General features: G+C 54.8%; 15 protein-coding genes, 1 tRNA gene and 1 pseudogene. 12 read left to right on the plus strand and 5 right to left on the minus strand.

The features are described 5' to 3' along the window. The first annotated feature begins 218 nt into the window (after positions 1-218). A complete protein-coding gene (locus UH5x_RS21200) occupies positions 219-518 on the plus strand; it encodes a BON domain-containing protein (RefSeq protein WP_047814133.1) in 300 nt (99 codons plus the stop codon). Positions 519-700: 182 nt separating this feature from the next. Here the strand turns inward: UH5x_RS21200 and UH5x_RS21205 are convergent, their stop codons facing one another. The 3 genes from UH5x_RS21205 to infC form a co-directional block, all read right to left on the minus strand. Further along, positions 701-2,074, minus strand: a complete 1,374-nt coding sequence (locus UH5x_RS21205) for an asparagine synthase-related protein (RefSeq protein ID WP_482633587.1) — start codon at positions 2,072-2,074, stop codon at positions 701-703. Positions 2,075-2,159: 85 nt separating this feature from the next. Beyond that, positions 2,160-3,107, minus strand: coding sequence for a phosphoribosylaminoimidazolesuccinocarboxamide synthase (locus UH5x_RS21210; RefSeq protein ID WP_047814131.1), 948 nt, complete (start codon positions 3,105-3,107; stop codon positions 2,160-2,162). Between the two features lie 218 nt (positions 3,108-3,325). Beyond that, positions 3,326-3,778, minus strand: coding sequence for a translation initiation factor IF-3 (gene infC, locus UH5x_RS21215; RefSeq protein ID WP_482633588.1), 453 nt, complete (start codon positions 3,776-3,778; stop codon positions 3,326-3,328). Between the two features lie 599 nt (positions 3,779-4,377). Between infC and UH5x_RS21220 the strand changes: the two genes are divergently transcribed. The 7 genes and pseudogenes from UH5x_RS21220 to UH5x_RS21250 all read left to right on the plus strand — a co-directional run bounded on the left by UH5x_RS21220 (position 4,378) and on the right by UH5x_RS21250 (position 12,934). Further along, positions 4,378-4,451: transfer RNA gene (locus tag UH5x_RS21220), tRNA-Val, on the plus strand. 117 nt (positions 4,452-4,568) lie between these two features. After that, entirely contained in the window at positions 4,569-5,264 is a 696-nt protein-coding gene (locus UH5x_RS21225; protein ID WP_482633589.1) for a tyrosine-type recombinase/integrase, read from the plus strand. Positions 5,265-5,327: 63 nt separating this feature from the next. Beyond that, positions 5,328-5,549: pseudogene (locus tag UH5x_RS21230) on the plus strand (tyrosine-type recombinase/integrase); the annotation flags it as partial. A gap of 568 nt (positions 5,550-6,117) precedes the next feature. Further along, positions 6,118-9,666 carry a hypothetical protein gene (locus UH5x_RS21235; protein WP_482633590.1) on the plus strand — a complete coding sequence of 1,183 codons (3,549 nt, stop codon included), beginning with the start codon at positions 6,118-6,120 and terminating at the stop codon, positions 9,664-9,666. Further along, positions 9,663-10,130 carry a hypothetical protein gene (locus UH5x_RS21240; RefSeq protein ID WP_482633591.1) on the plus strand — a complete coding sequence of 156 codons (468 nt, stop codon included), beginning with the start codon at positions 9,663-9,665 and terminating at the stop codon, positions 10,128-10,130. The genes UH5x_RS21235 and UH5x_RS21240 overlap by 4 nt, the downstream gene beginning before the upstream one ends. After that, entirely contained in the window at positions 10,120-11,352 is a 1,233-nt protein-coding gene (locus tag UH5x_RS21245) for a response regulator (RefSeq protein WP_482633592.1), read from the plus strand. Before UH5x_RS21240 ends, UH5x_RS21245 begins: the two co-directional genes overlap by 11 nt. A gap of 733 nt (positions 11,353-12,085) precedes the next feature. After that, positions 12,086-12,934: a type IV secretory system conjugative DNA transfer family protein gene (locus UH5x_RS21250; RefSeq protein ID WP_482633593.1), complete on the plus strand. Its 849-nt coding sequence runs from the start codon at positions 12,086-12,088 to the stop codon at positions 12,932-12,934. Here UH5x_RS21250 and UH5x_RS21255 read toward each other — a convergent pair. After that, entirely contained in the window at positions 12,902-13,528 is a 627-nt protein-coding gene (locus UH5x_RS21255) for a tyrosine-type recombinase/integrase (RefSeq protein ID WP_482633594.1), read from the minus strand. The genes UH5x_RS21250 and UH5x_RS21255 overlap by 33 nt on opposite strands. Between UH5x_RS21255 and UH5x_RS21260 the strand changes: the two genes are divergently transcribed. Then, positions 13,521-13,775 (plus strand): hypothetical protein, encoded by a 255-nt coding sequence (locus UH5x_RS21260; RefSeq protein ID WP_482633595.1) that lies wholly within the window; start codon positions 13,521-13,523, stop codon positions 13,773-13,775. The two genes, UH5x_RS21255 and UH5x_RS21260, sit on opposite strands and share 8 nt — an antisense overlap. Next, complete coding sequence (locus tag UH5x_RS21265; RefSeq protein WP_482633596.1) at positions 13,772-13,945, plus strand: hypothetical protein; 174 nt, start codon at positions 13,772-13,774, stop codon at positions 13,943-13,945. The genes UH5x_RS21260 and UH5x_RS21265 overlap by 4 nt, the downstream gene beginning before the upstream one ends. A gap of 909 nt (positions 13,946-14,854) precedes the next feature. Here UH5x_RS21265 and UH5x_RS21270 read toward each other — a convergent pair. Further along, positions 14,855-17,650, minus strand: a complete 2,796-nt coding sequence (locus UH5x_RS21270; protein ID WP_482633597.1) for a sulfatase-like hydrolase/transferase — start codon at positions 17,648-17,650, stop codon at positions 14,855-14,857. A 20-nt stretch (positions 17,651-17,670) separates the two neighbouring features. Between UH5x_RS21270 and UH5x_RS21275 the strand changes: the two genes are divergently transcribed. Together UH5x_RS21275 and UH5x_RS21280 are read left to right on the plus strand one after the other, a co-directional pair. After that, a complete protein-coding gene (locus tag UH5x_RS21275) occupies positions 17,671-18,351 on the plus strand; it encodes a sigma-70 family RNA polymerase sigma factor (RefSeq protein WP_236696042.1) in 681 nt (226 codons plus the stop codon). A 181-nt stretch (positions 18,352-18,532) separates the two neighbouring features. Beyond that, positions 18,533-20,584, plus strand: a complete 2,052-nt coding sequence (locus tag UH5x_RS21280; protein ID WP_482633598.1) for an EF-hand domain-containing protein — start codon at positions 18,533-18,535, stop codon at positions 20,582-20,584. Positions 20,585-20,648 lie beyond the last annotated feature (64 nt).

Consider the following 20,648-nt stretch of genomic DNA (forward strand, 5'->3'; position numbering starts at 1 on the left):
AGTCTGCGATCGATTTCGTTAGAAAAACGGCCCAATGCCCCGGGCTTTCCTGGTTTGACACGCTCCCGGCGGCTGATCGTCACAAAATATCCAAATTGACGTGGCCTGAATCGCAAACATCGGCAAAATTAGAGGGACAGCGTTTCCGCGGTGCAAATTTTGCGCATTGCAAAGCTGTCCGGGCCACTCATGACCACCTAAAAGGAATTGGGACTTTTATGCATTCGACCACGCAGACCACCCACGTTGCTCCGTCACTCTCAGCCGCATCGACCGGTTTTGCCGATTCCGCGAGCAATCGCGTTTCGGGAATCCAAGTCACCGCCGCCATCAAAGCCTTGGCTGACAGCAGTGTCGCTGAGTTGCGATTTTTGCGGGTGGACGAAAGTGAAAACGAGATCTGCCTGACTGGCCGAGTTCGCAGCTTCTATCACAAGCAATTGGCTCAAGAAACGATTCGCCCTGTCGCTGCGGGACGCCAAGTCGTCAACCGCGTCGATGTCTGCATGGGCTCCTGATCAGCCTTCGTGCTGGTTTTCCACCGCGCAGTTTCTCTGCACTGGGCTCGGTCTGAACACTGAGCTTGGTCTGAACACTGGGCTTCCAAACCAAGCCCTGCATCACGCAATCAGTGCGTCCGTTGGGCTTCCAAGCCCGACGAATCAAATCTCTGCCATCGAGCCGATCTTCTCGCTCGACGTCATTCACCGGAAAGTCGTTCCGCCAGCTTGCCGGTTGAGAAGGCATCGCTGAAGTACTGGCGGTATTCGAGTTCTTCCATCGGGAACAACGCCTCGAACGTTGCTTTGCCTCCCGCACCATGTTGGAAACGTCGCTTGGGATTGATCGGCATCGGGATCCCCGTGACCGCCTGCACCCCCGCGCCCACGATCTGACCCTTCAAGGCGTACAGCTTTTCGTGGTCCCAGTCGGTCATCTCGATGAACGGTGTGCCTTCGGCAACCTCAATCACTTCGGGCAATGCCATCGGGCTGAATCCGTGAAAGCCCAGTCGCCGCGCCGGCGCGCTTGTTCGGACGTGACCGCGGCTTTGCCCACCGCTGTAGACCAGGGAATGCTTCACCGCGTCGACGCCCCATCCTTCCTGGTACAGCATCTGATTGTTCAGAACACTTCGGATGGTCAGCTCTGGGTTCTCTTCAATCGGATAGTCCTTGAAGTTCTCGTCGCCGCCGTCGCCATCGACCAAGTGCTTCCAGTCGGGATAGCGATCGCGAATGCCCTGGCAAAGAGCCAATCCCATCGTGGCGCTTTGGATGTCCAGGGGTTTGTAATCTTCGGTGACTTCGATCGCGGAACGCCAGTCGATGCGAGAGGTCTCGACCGTGATGACTTCCAGCAGCATCGGCATCCCGATCGCTTCCAGGAATGCGTTGGCCTGTGCAAAGTCCGTTTCGTTGGAACCGGTGTTGTCTTGCACCGAAAGCACAAACGCTTTCAAACGTTGAGGCGTCTGACCACGTTGCTTCAGGGCATGAATCATCGCGATCAAAATGGCGCCGCTGTCGATGCCGCCGCTGAACATCACCCCGACCGGCGCGTCGTTCTCGATCGTGTCCAGCCAGTCCGAGCACGCCTTCACGATTCGTTCGATGTACCGAGTCCCGATCGCTTCGATGCTGGCCGGAAGCGTGTTGGATCGCGGGTCAAAGAAACGACGCAACGTTGGATTGGGGTCGGGGCAACCGGTCAGTTGCAACTTCATCACATGGTGTGCCGGAACCATTCGCGTGTACGAAGGATGGAATTGATCCTCCAAGCCTTCGGCACGCAGTTGTTGATAGATTTCGTCGATCCGCTCCGCGACAATCAAGCAGGGGCCGGCGGCCCGCTTGGCCAAGAAGTATCGCATCGGCCTTCCGATCGAACGAGCCATGTGAACGGTCTTGCCTTCCGCTTGCAGAATCGCGAATTGACCGCGGATTTTTCCAACCGCTTCGGCGTCCCCACTCCGCACGGCTGCTTCGGCCGCCTTGCGAGTGGTGCCCAACAGGATGTCGCCGCTGGGATCCAACAGGTTCACGATGCGTTCAATGACAGGAGGCGCGTTCATGGCAGTGTTCCCGACGAAAAATGTTGGAAGGAAGAAAGCGATTCTGAAAGGATCGAAGCGACGATGTGGGATCGAAACGCCGCGATCAAGCGAACGCTTGGCCGGTCAATCGCTCGTAGCCCTCACGGTAACGATCCGCGGTCTGGCGGGCGATGGATTCCGGCAGCGGTGGCGGAGGGCTGTTGCGGTCCCAGTCCGACGCCTGCAAGTATTCGCGAACGAACTGTTTGTCGAACGAACGTTGCGAGTGGCCCGGTTCGTATTCGTCCGCGGCCCAGAACCGTGAACTGTCCGGCGTCAAAACTTCGTCGATCAAGATCAGTTGGTCATCGACGATGCCGAACTCGAACTTGGTGTCCGCGATCAACAAACCTCGTTCGGCCGCGATCTTCAAGGCGTCCTGGTAGATCGCCAAACTCATCCGCCGCAGTTGGCTGGATTGTTCCTCGCCCAGCGATTCGCACATGACCTCAAACGAGACGTTTTCGTCGTGCCCTTCTTCCGCTTTGGTCGCCGGGGTGAAGATCGGTTCGCTGAGTTGGTCGCACTGCTTCAGTCCGGCCGGCAAAGCCACACCGCAGACTTCGCCCGTGGACTGGTACTCTTTCCAGCCGCTGCCTTCGAGGTAGCCTCGGACGACACATTCAAAGGGCACAACCGACGCTTTCCGGGTCACCATGATGCGACCTTCCAGCGGCTTCGGATCGACTTGGTCGGCGACCTCTTCCGGGACATCGGTGCTGATCAAGTGATGTGAAATCGATTGCTCGGCGTTTGGTCCGCCGGCATTTTGCCCGATGCGGCCGGCATCCATTTGCTCGAACCAAAACCGGCTCATCGCGGTCAGCAAGCGGCCTTTGTCGGGGATGCCTGTGGGCAAAATGTAGTCGAATGCGCTGATCCGATCGCTGCTGACGATCAGCAACCGATCGCCCAGGTCGTACACGTCCCGGACCTTGCCTTGTCGGCGAGGGAATGGCAGTTCGGTGCTGAGCAAGGCACCTGCGGCATCGAATTGATAGTGGTCGTTCATGCCGCAGATGTTCGCACACCGACCGGACGTCGACAAGCATCAGCCGCTGCCAGTTTCGCTCTCGCGTTCCATCCGGAACGGAAGTCGCCAAGACGTGGCGGAAGTCGCCAAGACTTTCGGCAAGTCCAAGCGTGTTTCCCGGGACTGCGCCAGCACCATCCAACGCCGATCAGAATCGGCGTGGCGAGAGGAGGGAAGAACCAGACCCGCGTCCGAAATTACTTCGGAGCGATCATGCAGATCATTCGACGACCGTGCTGTTGGGGCTTGGTTTCGACCTTGCCCACTTCGCTCAGGATCTCGATGACCTGTTCCATGACTTTGCGGCCTTCTTCGATGTGGGCCATTTCACGACCGCGGAACAGCACGCTGACTTGGACCTTGTCCTTGTGTTCCAAGAACTTCTCGGCTTGGCGAACCTTGGTGCGAATGTCTTCGTCACCGGTTTTGGGTCGCAAGCGGATTTCTTTGGTCTTGGTGTGAGACGAGCCGCTGTTCTTTTTCTTGTTTTTGTCGTACTTGAATTTGCCGTAATCCATGATTCGACAAACCGGTGGGCGCTCTCCGGGGGCCACTTCAACCAAATCCAGCCCCGCGTCGCGAGCGCGTTCGAGCGCTTGTTCGGTGGGAATGATTCCAAGCTGTTCCCCCTCTTCGCTGACGACTCGCACTGGAGTGATGCGGATTTGGGAGTTGATGCGAGTTGAATCGCGATTTTCCGGTTGTACGTTTCTGCGTGCCAATGCCACTAAAGCAATCTTCTCCGGCCGGGAGGCGTTCCGGCGCAAGTGGAAATCAAGTCGATGAGAACGAATGTGTGCTCACCGCAGCGGGCGGACGTGCCGTCCGATCAAAGCCGCTGCCCAAACATAGGTTAGTCAGCCTGACCAGTGGGGGAGGGATTCCTGAAAATCGCTCCAACCGCGTCAACCCCAATTTCCCCAAAGTATCCAGGGGTGGGTCGGCAGCCGTCAACAGCGAAATGGCGAAATCTTTGTGTTTTCGCCAATCCGTTGCGGTCTGGAAGGCATTTCGGCTCCGAGGGTGGGTCGAAATCAGTCCGAGTGCGGGCAAACGGCCAGGGATCGGATTTTGCGTGATGGGGGAGGCTTGACGAACCGTCAGGGTCGACGCAAACTGTGCGACCGCTTGGGGAACACCGGGACTGGATTTTGTCCGCCAGACAGCCGATTTCCTAGCAAAGTGCCCGCGAGACAGGCGGGACCCCCTCGGGTCAAACGTCCGGAGATCATCCGAACCAGACCCCGACGGGCGATTAGCTCAGTTGGTTAGAGCGCCACGTTGACATCGTGGAGGTCACAGATTCGAGTTCTGTATCGCCCACTCAAAAAGAGCCCGCAATTTGCGGGCTCTTTTTATGCGCAGAAACTTTTCTCGCTGACGAACCGGCGTAGTATTCCCCTTTCCGTTCCCTTTTCAGGAACCACGAGGGGTGAAGCCATGCCACGAGAACCAAAGCCGTACTGGAAAAGTCAGCAACAACGATGGGTCTGCACCATCGACGGGCAACGCATCACGCTTGGGGCTGAGAAGGAGGCGGCGTTCGACAAGTACCACCAGTTGATGCTCAATCGCCGGGCAGTCTCGGCGGAAGTGTCGACCGTGTACGAGCTTTCGCAGTCGTACCTCGATTGGTGCCAAGAAAACCGGAGTGCCGGCACATACAGCAATCACCGGCTCTACTTAAAAAGCTTCATCGGAGCGATTGGTAAGACGCTCAAAATCTCTGCCCTGAGGAAGCACCACGTCTTGAACTGGTCGAAGGGCGTCGGGGACACGACGAGCCAAAATGATGCCATTTCGGTTGTGCAGCGAATGTTCAATTGGGCGGTCGAGCACGAATACCTCCATGCATCCCCGATTCCCAAAATCGTTAAACCGAAGCGAAAGCGACGAGAGATCGTTTACACGCCCGAGCAGTGGAAAATCATCCAGTCGTACGCGAGCCCCCAACTGGCCGCGTTGATCAATTTCCTCTGGTCGACCGGGTGCCGACCGAAAGAAGGTCGCACCGTTGAGGCACGCCATGTCCACGATGACCTCGTCATTTTTCCGCCCGACGAAAGCAAAGGCGAAACCGACTCGCGAGTCATCTTCCTCACCGCAGAGGCCAAAGACATCGTTGCTCCGCGTTAGAAGGAGAAAGGTGTCCTCTTTAAAAACACGAAAGGAGTCCCTTACACGAAAGACGCCCTCGTCCAAGCGATGATCCGTATCTCGAAAAAAGCGGGATTCCGGTGCATCGCCTACGGGGCCAGGCACAGCTACGCGACCAACGCTCTGATCCGCTCTGTTGACACTGTTTCGCTTTCGCACCTGATGGGGCACCGATCGACACGAATGGTATCCAACTACGCCCACCTGTCCCAGAACATCGAGCACCTGCGGCGACAAGCCGAAAACGCTGCTAGCAGGAAGTGAGCGAGCAAAAACGTGCCCGGAACTACGCCGGCGTCGGCCACCGGAGCATGAAAGCTTGATGCCAAAACAGCTTAAAACGAGTCCGCGTGCCTTTTCTTGACCGTACCATTTCTCGCCCGGCGGCATCCATGCCCCGGCGGCCCATTCCACGGCTATCATCCATGCGCGCCGTGCCTTCGGCGAATCCCGAGTGGTTCGCCTCGCCTTTTCGCTGACGCTCGCCGGCGAGGCTCAGGCGGTCGCTTCGCTACCGCCGGGGTGCGTGCGGGTATCCTGCCCGTTGTGGGCGACGGCATCGCCGCCGGGAGTTCAGCGTGGCGGGCGTCGTGGCCGATGTGCGGCGGCGTCCTGCCGCCGAAGGAAATCCACCGAAACCCAAATATTCAAACCCCGATCGGGTTGGCTGGCCGTATTCGCTTTTCAAGATGGAACATCAACCAAGGTTCCGACGGCGAGGAGACCTTTTCCACTTCGGTTAATCTGGATCCGCCGTCGGCTACAGAATGGCAACGTATGCTGACACTGCTAATGGCATTTTGCTAGAATTCTAAACCTTCAACCAACAGCTGTGACAAACTATCAGGGGAAGGACTTCTTGGGCATACGGAAGGAAGATCGCAAACGTCGAAAAGAGAAAGAAAGAGCTAAGCGGGTGCAAAAACAGCTTGCGCACCTGCGAGAAAAGCAAAGTCACATTCCACGTCTGAAGCGAAACTACAATTCATCGCAACTAGCGAAAATTGCCTCGCTTCCTCGTGCGGATCGTGACTACGTTCTGCGACAGATTGTGGCCAACGAAAAGTTGCGTTCCCCGCTGGTTCCCAACGCATTTCCAGCCACCTACGCTGAATGTGCATTAAAAAGGTCGTCGATCTATTCTCCGAATTTGAGATCGGCTCTTTCGCTCACAAGTAGTTTGTTGAAGGCCTATCGTGAACGCGTTAAGGTTGGATACGAGCTGGTTGATCGCTTCTACGGTCAGGTTGCTACTCACGAATTGACGAAGGCAACTGAAACCCTCGCTAGTATCGAAGCTGGTTTTGGAGTTTCGCTCTGGTTAGTCGAGGCAACGCTTCTAGTCGGCGAACTTTCTGACGGCGTCGAGGGGAACAGACGCTTCCTTTCAAGCATTTATGAACAGGACCCAGCTCAGCGGGTTGCTTTAATCTCGACATTCAAATCACAGAGAGTGGAGAAGGAACTTCCCGCTTCGTCTTACTGTGGATATGTCAACGGATTCATTCAAGACGTCCGCAACTCCGATCATGACGTGCCGGAAAAAGAGATCGCAGAAGTACTTTACAACCTAAATTTTCATGCAAAAGAAGTCCCCCAGTTCTTCCCCTTCATACTAGACCATGCACGAGCATATTCGTTGCTCGATACTGCGCTCGCTTACCGGACAATTGTCCCATTCTATGTTGTTGATCTGCAGTCCAACGAGTCATCTCTTCAACGGGAACTAGCTTTAGAAGATGCGAAAGTGTTTTTAGACGCAGAGAGGTATCTATTACTTAAATTCTGGATTGGCAACCATGATGGCGTCACCGTTGGGGAATTGGCGCGAGTGCACGCGAAAGTTGAGCGAATGCTAATCGAAGGACGCTTCAGTGATGCCCGTGATCTATGTGAACACCAGATAAAACTGAATCCCACATGCTTCGACTTTTACCTGGTGCACGCACAAGCTTGCCACCTTGGGGATCTGAATGTCCGCGAGCTTTTTCCGCCAATGTCAATCGCTCAGCGAGTGCTGGCATGCGTCGCAGAGGCCGAAGCATTTGGGGAAAGAACCTCCCGCTGCCTGAATGAGCTTGCGAAGCTCGCATATTCTCTGGGGAACAGCGAGTTCTCGCATCGGATTATGACATATTGGAATTCCAAACTGGATTACAGCACGCACTTTGACAATTTTTGGCTGACAAGTTTGCCTTGTGTTCTTCCCTGGATCTCTTTCAGCATGAGCGAAGGTCAACGCGCTGCCGCCTTGCAGCAGTGGAGTCAGCTTGATGATGCACAGTGGATCCACGCCTTTCGCAACACTGGATACAAACCGGATATTAACATAAGCAGATTTGAAAAAACGGGAATCGACGAGCGTTTTTCACTCTGGTTTGATGCGATGCTAGATCTTGAACAAGGCAATACCGAGACAGCGTCCCAACGATTCAGTAATTTGAGACAACTGACGAGCAAGGAGTACTTCCTAGCTAAGACGTGTCACGCAAGCCTCAAACAGCACAAGAGTTCCGGCGACCTCGTTGAGATTTTTAACGAGACATCGTACGCCTTTGTTTCTCAGCCATCTTTTCTCGAGGGATTCCCATCAAGGTTATTGTCTGACATCTGGCAAGGCTCAGAAAAACTACTGGGTGACCCGCGTTTGTCGGAGTTCAGTTGGCCAATAACGTATTGGCTTGCAACACGAGAATTGATTAGCGAATCCGTTGAATACAACCTTTGGGTTTCCGTTGACGAATTCATGATCGAGCACAACGTCCGAACAGTCTCTGAATATCTCGATGGAAATCCAGATCCAAACCCTGCGTTTATTTGCTTTCTGATGAATGTCTGCACGACAAAAGTGCTTAGAAGAAATTACAAGCTCAAAACGCGAATGGATCAACACAACGAACGAATCCACATTCTTCAATACGTCCTTCAGCAAGACACGACCCGTTACAAGCAGAAAGCACGCGATGAAATCACCGAAATGAATCGCCTTGATTTACTTCACGATGCAATTCAGGATGTCGAAATCGGAAGAGTGTTTGTAAACACAGAGGGATTTGAATCAAAGTTTTCCGAGGAGAATTCACAACGGTTCGATCGGTTCGATCGTTTGCGACGAGTTCCCGACGCAGAAATGCGCAGAACCGTAGACTTGAACGGAGTCAGATTGAGGGACACGCGTCGCGTCCGTTACACGGACTACACCGTTTCACTTTTTCGAGATCTCGTCAACGAGATTCGTGATGAATTCATCCGAAATCCCTCACACGGACTCAATACGTATGTCTCAGTGCATATTCGCCATGGCTACATAAGCTCTCAGATACGAAACCAGTTCGACGCGAGGCGCCTTGCAACGAGGCAAGCACGAGATGGCCAGTATCAAGATAACGAATACTGGATGGAACGCTTTTCTGAAGTCGAGCAGTCGAATCAAGCGATCATCAATCAGAGGATGAAGGTATTTTCAAGTCAGCTCGACGACCTCGTAGAAGAGGTGAATACTGGCTGGATTCAGATGAAAAACGAAGAACATCCGAATGGCATGTTTGATTTTGACATGGATGACAACGAGCAAACGCTCTTGTTCATAGCGGCGGCTCAAAAATCTGACCATCTCTCATTCGTTGATTTTATCATCAAATATCTTTGGGAAAAAACCGAGGTCTCACTGGAAAAAATACGGGACCGCATTACCGGCGAGTTGTTGTCAAAGGCTCTTGGGTTGCTTCACGATCTGGAGCGAGATGTCCTAGATCTTTCGCCGGTGGTTGCCGAGACAGAGTTTTCAGCAGTAGTCGCATCATGCGGAAATGAAGTACAAGCTGACTTCCGACTGTTCGCGGAATGGTTTCGGAGATCTTCAGGCCCGGTGCTTAAGAATTTCAACTTTGACTTAGTTTTGGATGTTGCGACGAAAACCGCGAAGCAGTTTCATCCCGGCAAGGATTTCGAGCTGAAGCGTCGGGTTCCTGAGCACAATTTTGAAGGATCTTGGTTCAAGCCCTTCGTTGAGATAATGGTGATTCTGCTTGACAATTTACTGAAGAATGGAATGACTCCGGTTTTTCGTCCTGAGTGCGTTGTTACGTTCAATGGTGGGAACACTCTGTCGATGCTCATAGAGAACTCTCTTGGTGAGGATGTTGATGTCGATGAGCTACGTCGCGAAGTAGATAGGATAAATGCTGAAGGACGCTCGGATTCAATTGACCACACGAAATTGCAATCAGAGGGAAACACCGGGATTCCGAAAATCCGTAAACTCGTTAGAGAAGACTTGCGCCAACGTGCAAGCCAAGTCATCTGTACGGTGACGAGCGATGGGAACTTCCGAGTATTCATCGAGATGCGTTCAATAAAAATGATCGGAGGTATTCGATGAGGATTCTTGTCGTTGAGGATGCAGAGAGGAAGCTTGCTCACATGCGGCAGCATCTCCGGGAGGTTTTCCCTGACGCTGAAATCGAAGAGCGAGTCTCTTATGTCGGCGGCCTTGAAGCCGCGATTGAGGGAGATTTCGATCTTGTAGTCCTGGATATGTCTTTGCCTAATCGTGATGTTTCACCGAGTGATCCGTACAGTGAGATGTTTATCTTCGCGGGAAGAGATATCCTCCAGGAAATGAAACGCAAGAAGATCGGATGCTCGGTGATCGTTGTCACGCAGTTTCCTGAGTTTGGGAAAGACAAGGAAAGAATGACTATCCAAGAACTGCGTGAGGAGCTTTCCGCATTGTTTAGCGAGAGCTACATAGGCACCGTTTACTACCATCCTTCGAGAGTAGATTGGCAGGTTGAGATAAATAAGCTGTTGACGGACAGAGGGGTTTTAACGGATGAAAATTAGTGTTCTTGTAGTCGAGGACAATGCTGACAAAAAACAGCGGATAATCGACACACTCATTCACGCATGCGGCAAGTCGAATTGTGAAATCATTTCTGCTGGCAGCTATATTGAAGCATGCGAGTTGCTTGAGGAGCGGGCGTTCGACTTGCTTGTTTTGGATCTGCTCATTCCAAGGACTGGGGATGAGGATCCTGATGCTAATCTTGCAATCTCATTGCTTAAGTCGTTCCAAAGATCGAGCCCTCATTTCAAGGTCCCTCGATACATAGTTGGTTTGACAGCGTTTGAGGATGCTAAGGAAAGGTATGAAAGCGTCTTCACCTCAGCATGTTGGACTTTGCTTCGATACGAGAGCTCAAAGCTCGGGTGGCAAGAGCAACTGGCAAGTTTTGCTGAGCATGCATTTAAGCAGGCGAATGCTTCAGCGGAGACAAAACAAAATGTCGTCATTCTCTTGCACGGCATTCGAGACTACGGGCCGTGGCAAAGCAGAGTGAAACAAATTCTTGAGAAGGGGACGAGCACTCGAGTATTCACAATCAAGTACGGCTGGTTTGGGCCGCTTAGGTTTGTTGCTCCAAGAATTCCTCTGGACTTTACGAGAACACCACTTTCTCGGTTTGAAGAGGAATACCGAAATGTCAAGGATCAATATGTCGATGCTAAGGTTTCGGTCATTGCTCATAGTTTTGGCACTTATTTGGTGACTAGATTCTTAGCCGATAACCCACACGCAAAACTCCATCGGATCATTCTATGTGGATCTGTCGTTCGACAAGATTTCCCTTGGAGTCGAGTGCGGTTGCAGATAGGTGAACCAGCTGAATCAGCTAAGGATTGCTTTGTCATCAATGACTGCGGTGATGCAGACAAATGGCCGACGATGGCACGCTCGGTAGGCTATGGAGACATTGGGACCAATGGCGCCGGATCTGCGTTGGTGACCGACCGATTTCATTCTGGATCTCACGGTCTTTTTATGGACGAAGGTTTTGTGGAGCGGTACTGGAAGCCCTTCATTGAGTCGGGAGAAATCGTCCCTACAAAGATGGTCGCTAGAGGGAAACTATCGAAGGCCGTCTTACCCTTTGAGCACTTCCCTGCTTGGATCGTTGGGGCAAGTGTTGTCGCCCTGATGTTTTTCCTCAGTGGATCACCGATTTCGGTTGCGCTTGCGATCCTCGCCCTCGCTATTTGGTCAATCTGGTTCTTGCTCACCTAGCAGTTGCGGCTTGCTGATTGTATAGCTTCTTTTGAGAACCCCCAATTCCAAGAAGTTCTTCGGCCCATAGTTTAGGAGCAACGAAGTTTTAGTTTGCCCTTCTCTGCCGGACGATCGCAAGAGTCGCTTGCTGAATCTCAGGTGAAACCTTATCCCAGATCGCGATCAATTCGCTGAGCAAAACATCGCTTGCGTTTACTGCACCCACCGTGTCGGAAACGTCCGTTTCTTCCGCGTTTTCGAGGGTCGGCGTAAGGAATGTTCCAGGACTCAAATCCACGACACGGACGCATCTGCATGATCGAAATCTAGGGATGCACAAGTCCGACCTGCGCCGCTAATCTGCTCCGGTGGCCGACGCCGGATGCCCAATTGTCATTTGGGAGGCGAATGGAGGCGGCTCGGCATTGTTGGTTAATTGTTCCAGGGGTCAGACATTGTCAGAAGTCGCTGTGACAGGCTCCTGTCGCGATTTGCTATCTTATTGGATCGCTCGGAGGCGTTTAGATCGGCCAATTTGAGAGAACCGAAGACATCGACCAGTTCAAAGCACTCAACGAAATTCTTGGCGATTTGCCTCGCGGTCGTGGACCTGACGATGTCGGGCGGCCGCCCAATGCGCACTTCGAGCTCTCTCAGAACATCGTCTCGACGAAGTCGCTTCGGTTCGACGTCGAAAGCAACCGCGAATCGAAGATCTTTCTCGGCGTGATCGGCGGCTCGATCACGATAGGTGATCGACTGCCGGACGGACGGACGGGCGACGCGATGGGTTGATGGCGGTTTTCCGATCGGCGTTGCTGATGATCGCCATCACCTTCTTGTCGCAGGAAGCCGCGCCGGCAAGGGGCGATCTGTGCTCGTGCCGAATCTGATCATGCTTCCAAAAGAAACGTCGACGCTCGTGATTGATCCCAAAGGCGACCTCGCGAAAGCCACGTGCCGATGGCGTGCAGAAGGCTTGGGGCAAGATGTCGCCGTCATTGATCCCTTTGAGTGTTCTGGCGAAGGCACCCGGAAATACCGGGTTGGTTTCAATCCGATCGAGATGCTCTCGCGGTCGGATCGATTTTCGTTCGTTCCGAATGCGTTGCTCATCGCCAGTTCGCTGATACCGGACTCACAGCGAAGTAAGGACCCGCACTGGAATGACTGCGCTCGCGATATTCTGAGCGGTCTCTGCACTCACGTTGCCACGCACGCCCGATACGAAGGTCGACGCAACCTCGTCACTGTTTGGGAACTTGCATTTCGTCTGGCCGAACCCGCTGAAGAAGATCCGAACAGCTACACGCTCGAAATCGAGATGATGGACAATGACGCGGGCGGCGGTACCGTCCGTGCGTCAGCGAGGGCCTTCTATGATCGTACGGGGCAGGAGTTTTTTGGGGTTCTGTCGAACTTGCGGAAACACTTGGCTTTTATCGGGATTGAGTGCGTGCAGGATGTGCTGACCGGTCCGTTTGTCGACCCTCGCCGATTGAAAAGTGGATCGCTATCGATCTATTCAAGCATCCCTGCGATGCGAGGCGAAACGATGAGCGGGTATTCACGCTGTTTTCGCCAGCTGCCAGGACGTTGACATCGTGGAGGTCACAGATTCGAGTTCTGTATCGCCCACTCCCAAAAACCCCGCAAAACCTAGTGTTTTGTGGGGTTTTTTCGTGTCCGCACCGTTTTCAGCGTCGTCGTCGGATGGGTCAGAAAGGGACTCAGAAGGACTCAATTTGCTGTCCTGGACTGAGTTTGGTGCAAGCATTGGTGCAACCGTTCGCGGGGGTGCTTCGGTGCTCGTTTCCCCTGTTTCACCAGGGCGATCCGAATCGGAAGCGTTCACGCTTTTCGGTTCTTCGGCCGTATCGGTGTCGTCATCGGCGATCGGCAGTGATGGCAACGCTTCAACTGCAGTCGCGGTGTCGAGCAATTTGGCGTCGGTGTAGGTGCCCATCGTCAGGCTAATATTGCTGTGTCGCATCGCAGCTTGGGCAACGCGGGGTGCCACGCCCGCAAGCGACAGGTGGGTCCCAAAACTGTGTCGCAACGCATGAACGTGGACGACGCGATCGTCCACTGTCTTTTCAATGCCAGCGGCTTTCAGGTCTCGATTGAGAATCCGCAGGATGCCATCGGGGACCGTGAACAAATGGGGCGACGGTTGCTTAAAACAAATGAGCAAGGATCTCTCCTCCGAATTCCCCGGAATCAAGGGGGTTTCTTATCGAAATCTGCGTCGAATGCGGCAGTGGTACACCTTCTGGGCATCCACCGATGCAATTGGGCCACAAGTTGTGGCCAAATTGGAAAAGAAATGGCCACAAGCTGTGGCCAAGGCGGACTCGCTACAAAAACCGATCGTGCAGCAGCTTGTTGCACAAATCCCATGGGGGCATATCGGCCCGAAGGGGAACGATTCAAAGTCATGATGCTATCCGCCCCGGATTCGCCGGACACGATCACGTTGGACCAGCCCATCCCAAACGACAAACGTTCAAAGTCAGGCAAGCCGACGGCGTTCACGATGGGGCAACGCTACGTTCCCAGTGAACGATTGCTGGTTGCGAAGGTGACGTCGGATTTGGATGAGGCGGAGTAGGCGTGTTGATGGGGCGGGGGCAGGTGCGTGCCTCGCTTACCAGGCTGCTATTGAGTCGTCATTCATGTTTGAACGCTTGTAGGATGGGCACTCTTGCCCGTCGGAGCTTTGGATGTCGGCCAAGAGTGGCCAACCTACCAACAAAATCGACAAGCCGTTGCGAGTCAGATTACGTGGGGCATTGCTGATGCGGCGGGTTGTGACTTTGCACATTCACCTCGGTCCGAGCCCCGGCCCAATGAAACGCTGAGGTGAAGAAACAAGGGATTGAACCGGAGGCCAAGCAGGTCGGCAGGAGTCTTTCGGCATTTGGACTGTTTCGGTAAGCGTTGTTGCTCCCACTTGCAACCGGGGCTAACGCCCAAACGGCTCACATGATGATGCCCGATCATTCCTGCCGACCTGCTTAGCGATTCCGATCGAGTAATCGCTAGCAGTGGTTTGAAATCGACGTTGAACCAAAACGCATGCAAGTTTGAGCCTGAGACCGTCGCTCATAAGTTCCATTCCAAAGGTTGGACAATGGAAGCCGCAACTTGGCGGCAAGGAAAGATTGTCTGTTTCAATACCGCCCGACTTCGCCGCTCCGCTTCATGGCCTGTTGAACAAAGCCCTTGAACATCGGCTCTTTCCTCGCGATGTCAAAGGCTTCCTGGGTATCCGTCGTTAGCGGTTTGATTTAGTGCGGTTCAGGTCGCCTGTGGATGGTCGCTGAAAACTTGTTTTTGACCCTGCCTTCGCTGGGGTCGTGCCGTTTTGAAGTCTTGTATTACCAGGTGTTTGTCTGTGCCCTCCCAAGGGAAGTGCCCTCCCAAGGGAGAGGGAAGTCAAACGGCACGCCCGTTGAAACGGGAGGGGGCGGAAAGCGGGCGTTCAGCGAGCTTTCCGGGGGTGGGTGGTTTTGCCAGCTCACCTTCGTCCCGGGCGATTGTTCGCGTCGATCTTTCCCCAGTACCCGCCGATGATGTGGGGGTATTCGCCGGGCGTGACGTGATAGTGAGGACCACGGTCAGGGTCTTCGTGAAGATTGAAGTCGTTGAGTGGGTTCTTTGAATCGTCTTTGGCGAGCAAGCCTTTTGATTCGTAGGGACCGTAAACAGGGAACCCGTCGAAAGCGAATCCAATCACGCCGGAGTGAGACTGCCCTTCGTCGCACCATGGAGTCTTCACGCAGACCGGATACTTGTGATAGTGATACTGTTGTCGAGGGCTGGGGTGACCGCAACAACGATCGAGTCTCCAAACCGCATCGGTTTCAAAGATATGGTCAAAGGGATTGAAGAAGATCACGCCGTTGGTTGCGACACCGATCGCTCCCATCGGGAGGGCTTGATTGGAGTTCTTTTCATCCATCGCAATGGCGTCTGGATCACGCTTCGGTTCCAACGGAATGTGCCACGTGTTCGCTTGTTCTTGGATGTACGACGGGTTTCCATCGAGCATTCGCCAGCGATCCGGGAACGTTGCGGTGGGGTGATTCGGCAGATTGCGACTTCGGATGACGAGATGTTCGTCGGTGAATGTGACGATGACCGCGTAGGGTTTGTGCTCGTCCTTCGTGACTTCGTCGCCATTGAAATCGAGGTATCCGGCACGCAACCACGAACTCATGTTGCCGGCGAACGGGGCGTGGTAGCGATCCGTTTTGTAGAGCAGTTGTTCGGCGTTGTTGTGGTCGAACTGCTTGGGGACGTTGCGTTGGCCGTCTTTCGGGGCGAAGTACCAACGACCGCCAAGGGCGATCAAAGTCGATTCATCCGGTTGTGGAAAGTCTTGAAGGGTGGGCTTGGCCGCTTGGTAGTTCGCGGGGGCATCGATGGGGCGGATGTCCATCGAATTGACCCAGAACTCGGATTTTCCCTCGAGGGCTTTTCCGTTGGCGAAACCCACACTCAGCTTCAGGGTGTCGACTTCCGCAAACGGCGTTCGAAAGTCCATGGCGTAGGTTCGCCAAGTTGCGTGACCGAGACTTTCGTTGGTGGCTTTGTCAAAGAAGTCTTCTCGTTCTCTTAAGACCTGTGGGTAGATTCGCTCTTTGATCAGGTCCAATGAGTCGGTGCCGTTCTTCTGGAAGAACTCGACCTTCAGATACAGTTCGTCTTGTTCAACGGCAAAGTGGTCTTGGGCGAGCCCAGAGATGTAGAATCGATACCAGCGTTGGTCGGCCGAGACCTCGTCGCTGGTCAGTGACACTTCGCTGGCAAAGATACCGTTGCCATCGACATCTTCGCTGGAGAGCAAGCGGATGCCGCGCCCATTGGATTCCACACGCGGATCACCCAGCACCCCGTACTTGGCATCCCCAAGGATCGTTGCCGTCGAGAGCGATTCTCCTTCTTGCAAGTCTTCTGTCGCGGTGGCGATCAACACCTTCGTCGTGTCATGCTCCGCCGCAGGTGACGGGTTGGCAGCTTGGGACGGTGCATCCGTTTGGACCAACCCTTGGTACTGAGCCAGCTTGGATCGCAATTGGGAGGCGACTTGGGGATCCGAGTCGGCCCTGTTTTGAGACTCCGTTGGATCGGTCCGCAAATGGAACAGCTCCGTCTCACCCGTCGCGAATTGGATGAGTTTCCAATCGTCTTCAAGGAGGGCGTGGTCGTTTTCGGCAATCACGATGGTCCGCGAAGTTGACTTGCCACCGACCAGTTGTGGCCAGAGGTTGGTGCCGTCGAGCGGTTTCGCTGACGGGATGGTGACTCCTGTGGCTGCTGCGAGTGTGGGGAAGAGATCGTGGATGGCGGTGAGCTGTTCACTCTCGGTTCCAGCTTTCAGAATGCCAGGAGCACGGATGACACAAGGGACATGAATTCCACCCTCGTAGATTTGTCGTTTCTGCCCACGAAACGGTTCGTTCGTTCCAGCTCGAGCCGCACCGTTGTCCGATGCGAACACGACGATTGTTTCCTCTCGAAGTTGTTGGTCGTCGATGGCATCGAGAATTCGCCCGATGCCTTGGTCCATCGAATCGACCATGGCGGCGTAGGTCGCTTCGCGTTCGTTGGATCGCCCTTGGTACTTTGCGATCAAGTTTTGGGGAGCTTGAAAGGGCGAGTGGGGCGCGTTGAAGGAAACGACGATGCAGAACGGTTTCCCCGAGCGTTGGTTTCCGATCTGACGCACGGCTTCCGCGGTCAGCAAGTCGGTGGAGTAGCCTTCCTCTTCAAGCGTGGTTCCATTGCGTTGCCAATCCAGCTGCCCTCGACCTGCAGTGTGTTGGTAGTAGTCAATCGAAGCATCGAGGAAGCCGTAGAAGTGGTCGAAGCCTCGGCGGTTGGGATGGGCTTCTTCGCCAGCCAGGCCGAGGTGCCACTTTCCAATCAAGCTGGTTTCATAGCCCGCCTTTTGAAACACAGCGGGGAGCAGTTTCTCGCTGGTCGGCAACCCCTCGTCGCGAGGTCGCACGGGGCCGGAGATTCCATAGCGGTGTGGGAATCGGCCGGTCAGCATCGCTGCCCGGGCGGGGCTGCAGGCCGGGTAGGCGTAGAAGCGGTTGAGTCGCACACCGTCTTTGGCCAGGGAATCAATGTTCGGGGTGTCAGCGGTCCCTCCGTGGAATCCAACATCGCCCCAGCCAAGGTCGTCGGCCAACAAGATCACGATGTTCTTTTTCGTGGGCGAGTTTTCCGCGCGAAGTTCCGCATTGGGCAAGATGATCGATGCGGCGAACAGCACAAACGTGGGGATGGCGAGAGTTGGTTTCATCAGGATCAGCCTTGGATACAATGGGCGGTGCAACTTCCTCATGGTTAGAAACCCCAACGGTTGCAGACATCTACAGCTGCCACGCCATTTTTGTGAATATTGACGTCGGAGAGATCGAACAGCAACTCAAACATGGCAATTTGTCGCTGTTTGCCGATGCGTTTGCGCGCCATCGCGCCCGGTTGTGGCAGATCATTCATTTTCGGCTCAGCGATCAGATTCGTGCACGTGTGGATGCCGACGATGTTTTGCAGGACGTTTACCTGGATGCCGAAAAACGGCTCGAACACTACATCCAGGGCGATTTCCCGTCCCTCTTTCTGTGGCTCCGACTGGTCGCCGGGCAGACGCTGAGTCGGGTTCATCGCCGCCATCTGGCCACCGAATCACGCTCGACGTTGCGTGAATCCAATCCGGGCAACGACAATCCTTGGGGCAACACGTCGCTGTGTCTTTCGCAACGTTTCATGGCTCATCTCACTTCCCCCAGCCAGGCGGCAGTGAAGGTTGAATTGATTGCGGAGGTGCGGTCGGCCCTGAGTGAGATGAGCGACATGGATCGCGAAGTCGTGGCGCTGCGTCACTTTGAGGAACTGACCAACCAAGAAGTGGCGATCGAGCTTGGGATCACGCCGAAAGCAGCCAGCATTCGTTACGTGCGAGCGTTGGAACGGTTGCGGTCGGTGCTGGAGCAACTGTGAATGCTCGTCCGTGCGGAGTGGTTTGATCAACCGCTTGTGGCCGACTGGTGATCTTTCTGGTGAAGCGAGCGACACCAGCCGCTCTCATTTCAAACTTTTTTTGTTTTACCTGTAGAAGCGGCCTCGCGGTGGGGTTTCAGTCTGTGAACCCTCCTCCACTGATCCTTCCACGGGCCCCATCATGAAGCGTTTGTCACTGCTCACTGTTTTCTGTGCGTTGGCTATGTTGCTGAGCGAATCACATGTCAACGCGCAGCCTCCAGGTGGTCGCCCCGGACAGGGCGGCGGACGGCAAGGCGGAGGCATGGGAGGCGGGCGTGGGCAAGGAATGGGGCGTCCCGACTCGCAGCCCGGAACGCAATCGATCCCGCCGATGCTTCGTATCTTCGATGTGGATGGGGACGAGGAACTGTCGTCGAAAGAAATCGAAGGTGCGGCCGCTGCGCTGCGAAAGCTGGACCGCAATCGCGATGGAAAGCTGACCGTCGAAGAATTTCGACCGTCGGGTGCCGGCGGGCAATCGGATCGTCAAGGACAAGGTCGCGGTGGACCACGGGGGGCAATGCAAGGTGGCCAGCCCGGCGGTGGCCGATCTGCCGGTGGACCTGGTGGTGGACCTGGTGGGGGCGGAGGTCGCGGTGGCGATCCGGCTCAAGCGAATGCTGCGTTTGCCGAACAGCTCATGGACTTTGATGACGACAAGGACGGCTTGCTCAGCAAGTCGGAGTTACCCGAACACATGCACAAAGCATTTTCAGTTGCCGACGCCGACCAAGATGGATCGCTTGATTCGTCCGAACGACTCGTGCTGGCGTCGCAGTTTCAACGCAACCAACTCAATCCGACCGACGACACTCCGGTGAACACGCCCACGCAAGCGAGCCCCCGCGGAGCTGGTCAGCGGGAGGCGGGCCAACGCGGTGCCGGTGAACGCGGAATGGGTCAGCGTGGAATGGGCCAGCGCGGAATGGGCGAAGGTCGTGGTGGTCTGGGGCGTGATGGTCTGGGACGCGGTCAAGGCGGGGGGCAGCGTGGTGGGCAAGTCTCCCAGGGCGGTCGGCCTCGTGATCGCGTTCGTCCGCGTGATACCGAGTTCAACGAACGGTTTCCGGTCGGGGCCGAATTGCCGGAGAGCCTCTCCGTCTACAACGTCGATCGAGAGTTGGTGCCAGTCAATCGCATCTTTCAATCGAAGTACACCGTGATCGTCGGTGGCTGTTTGACATGTCCTGAATTCCGAAATTCCTATCCTGAGATTGAAGCGGTCGCTCGCGACTTTCAAGGCCGAGGCGTCGACTTCTACTTCCTGTACCAATCCCTGACCCACCCGGAGAATTGGGGATTTGTGCAGCCGTCTTCGATCGAGGAACGATTTGCTCAAGTCGAACACGCTCAGGATCTTTTGCAGACCCAAGTCCCATGGTTGACCGATCCGATCGACAACCCGTTGAAATCGTATTTCGCTCTGACTCCCAACTCTCAGTTTGTGTTTGATCAATCCGGCAAAGTGGTGACTCGTAGTTCCTGGGCACGGGGATCAAGTCTTCGCGAATCGTTGGAGGCGTTGGTCGGCAAGCCGGAGACACTGACGACCGTCGAGGAATTGAACCTTCCTCGTTTCGAACGCCACCTCACTCCCACAAGCGAAATGCTGGTGGAGCGGGTGAGTGTGGAAGGCAAAGCTGTTCCGTTGCGTGTCGAGTCCGGCGGGAAAAGCAATCCCGTCTCTGCCTTGCGCTCGATCGATTTCAATTCGTCCAACCGTTATGCGAAACTTCGCCCGGAAGCCGACCAATCCTTGATCGAGACCGGGACGGGGAAGCTGTACCTTGGGTTTCGCCAGGACCCAGTGTTGGGAGCAAGCTGGAACAACCTTGCCAGTCCACCGGAGTACAAGATCGTCGTCGAAGGTGCAACGGTCTCACCTGCAACGGGGCATGCTCAGCGTCTGGAAGTCGAATCCGACAATGAGCCGCGTGAGTTTTTAGTTGATGTGAAGGGCTGGGACGAGGGCGAACCCCTTTTGGTGAAGATCCAATACTTCGCGTGCAACAAAGAGAAAGGCTGGTGCAAGTCGGTGCAACAGGAGTTCACGGTTTGGCGAGACGAAGATGAATCGGCTGGCATGGTCAACGGACGAAGTCACTTCCCGGGTGGTCGTGGCAACTCGCGTCAGGGAGGCCAAGGACGAACGGGCGGGGGACAGCGGCCGGGCGGACGCTTGGGACAGTGACACCGAATTCCTCGCTAAGCAGGTCGACAGGAGTCTTCATTCCTGTCGACCTGTTTAACACTTT

The organism is Rhodopirellula sp. UH5, assembly GCF_056839225.1.

Bases quoted from the DNA above. Each gene is read 5' to 3' on its own strand.
- UH5x_RS21200 (WP_047814133.1), top strand. From the start codon at position 219: ATGCATTCGACCACGCAGACCACCCACGTTGCTCCGTCACTCTCAGCC.
- UH5x_RS21205 (WP_482633587.1), bottom strand. From the start codon at position 2,074: ATGAACGCGCCTCCTGTCATTGAACGCATCGTGAACCTGTTGGATCCC.
- UH5x_RS21210 (WP_047814131.1), bottom strand. From the start codon at position 3,107: ATGAACGACCACTATCAATTCGATGCCGCAGGTGCCTTGCTCAGCACC.
- UH5x_RS21225 (WP_482633589.1), top strand. From the start codon at position 4,569: ATGCCACGAGAACCAAAGCCGTACTGGAAAAGTCAGCAACAACGATGG.
- UH5x_RS21240 (WP_482633591.1), top strand. From the start codon at position 9,663: ATGAGGATTCTTGTCGTTGAGGATGCAGAGAGGAAGCTTGCTCACATG.
- UH5x_RS21245 (WP_482633592.1), top strand. From the start codon at position 10,120: ATGAAAATTAGTGTTCTTGTAGTCGAGGACAATGCTGACAAAAAACAG.
- UH5x_RS21260 (WP_482633595.1), top strand. From the start codon at position 13,521: ATGAGCAAGGATCTCTCCTCCGAATTCCCCGGAATCAAGGGGGTTTCT.
- UH5x_RS21265 (WP_482633596.1), top strand. From the start codon at position 13,772: ATGATGCTATCCGCCCCGGATTCGCCGGACACGATCACGTTGGACCAG.
- UH5x_RS21270 (WP_482633597.1), bottom strand. From the start codon at position 17,650: ATGAAACCAACTCTCGCCATCCCCACGTTTGTGCTGTTCGCCGCATCG.
- UH5x_RS21275 (WP_236696042.1), top strand. From the start codon at position 17,671: ATGGGCGGTGCAACTTCCTCATGGTTAGAAACCCCAACGGTTGCAGAC.
- UH5x_RS21280 (WP_482633598.1), top strand. From the start codon at position 18,533: ATGAAGCGTTTGTCACTGCTCACTGTTTTCTGTGCGTTGGCTATGTTG.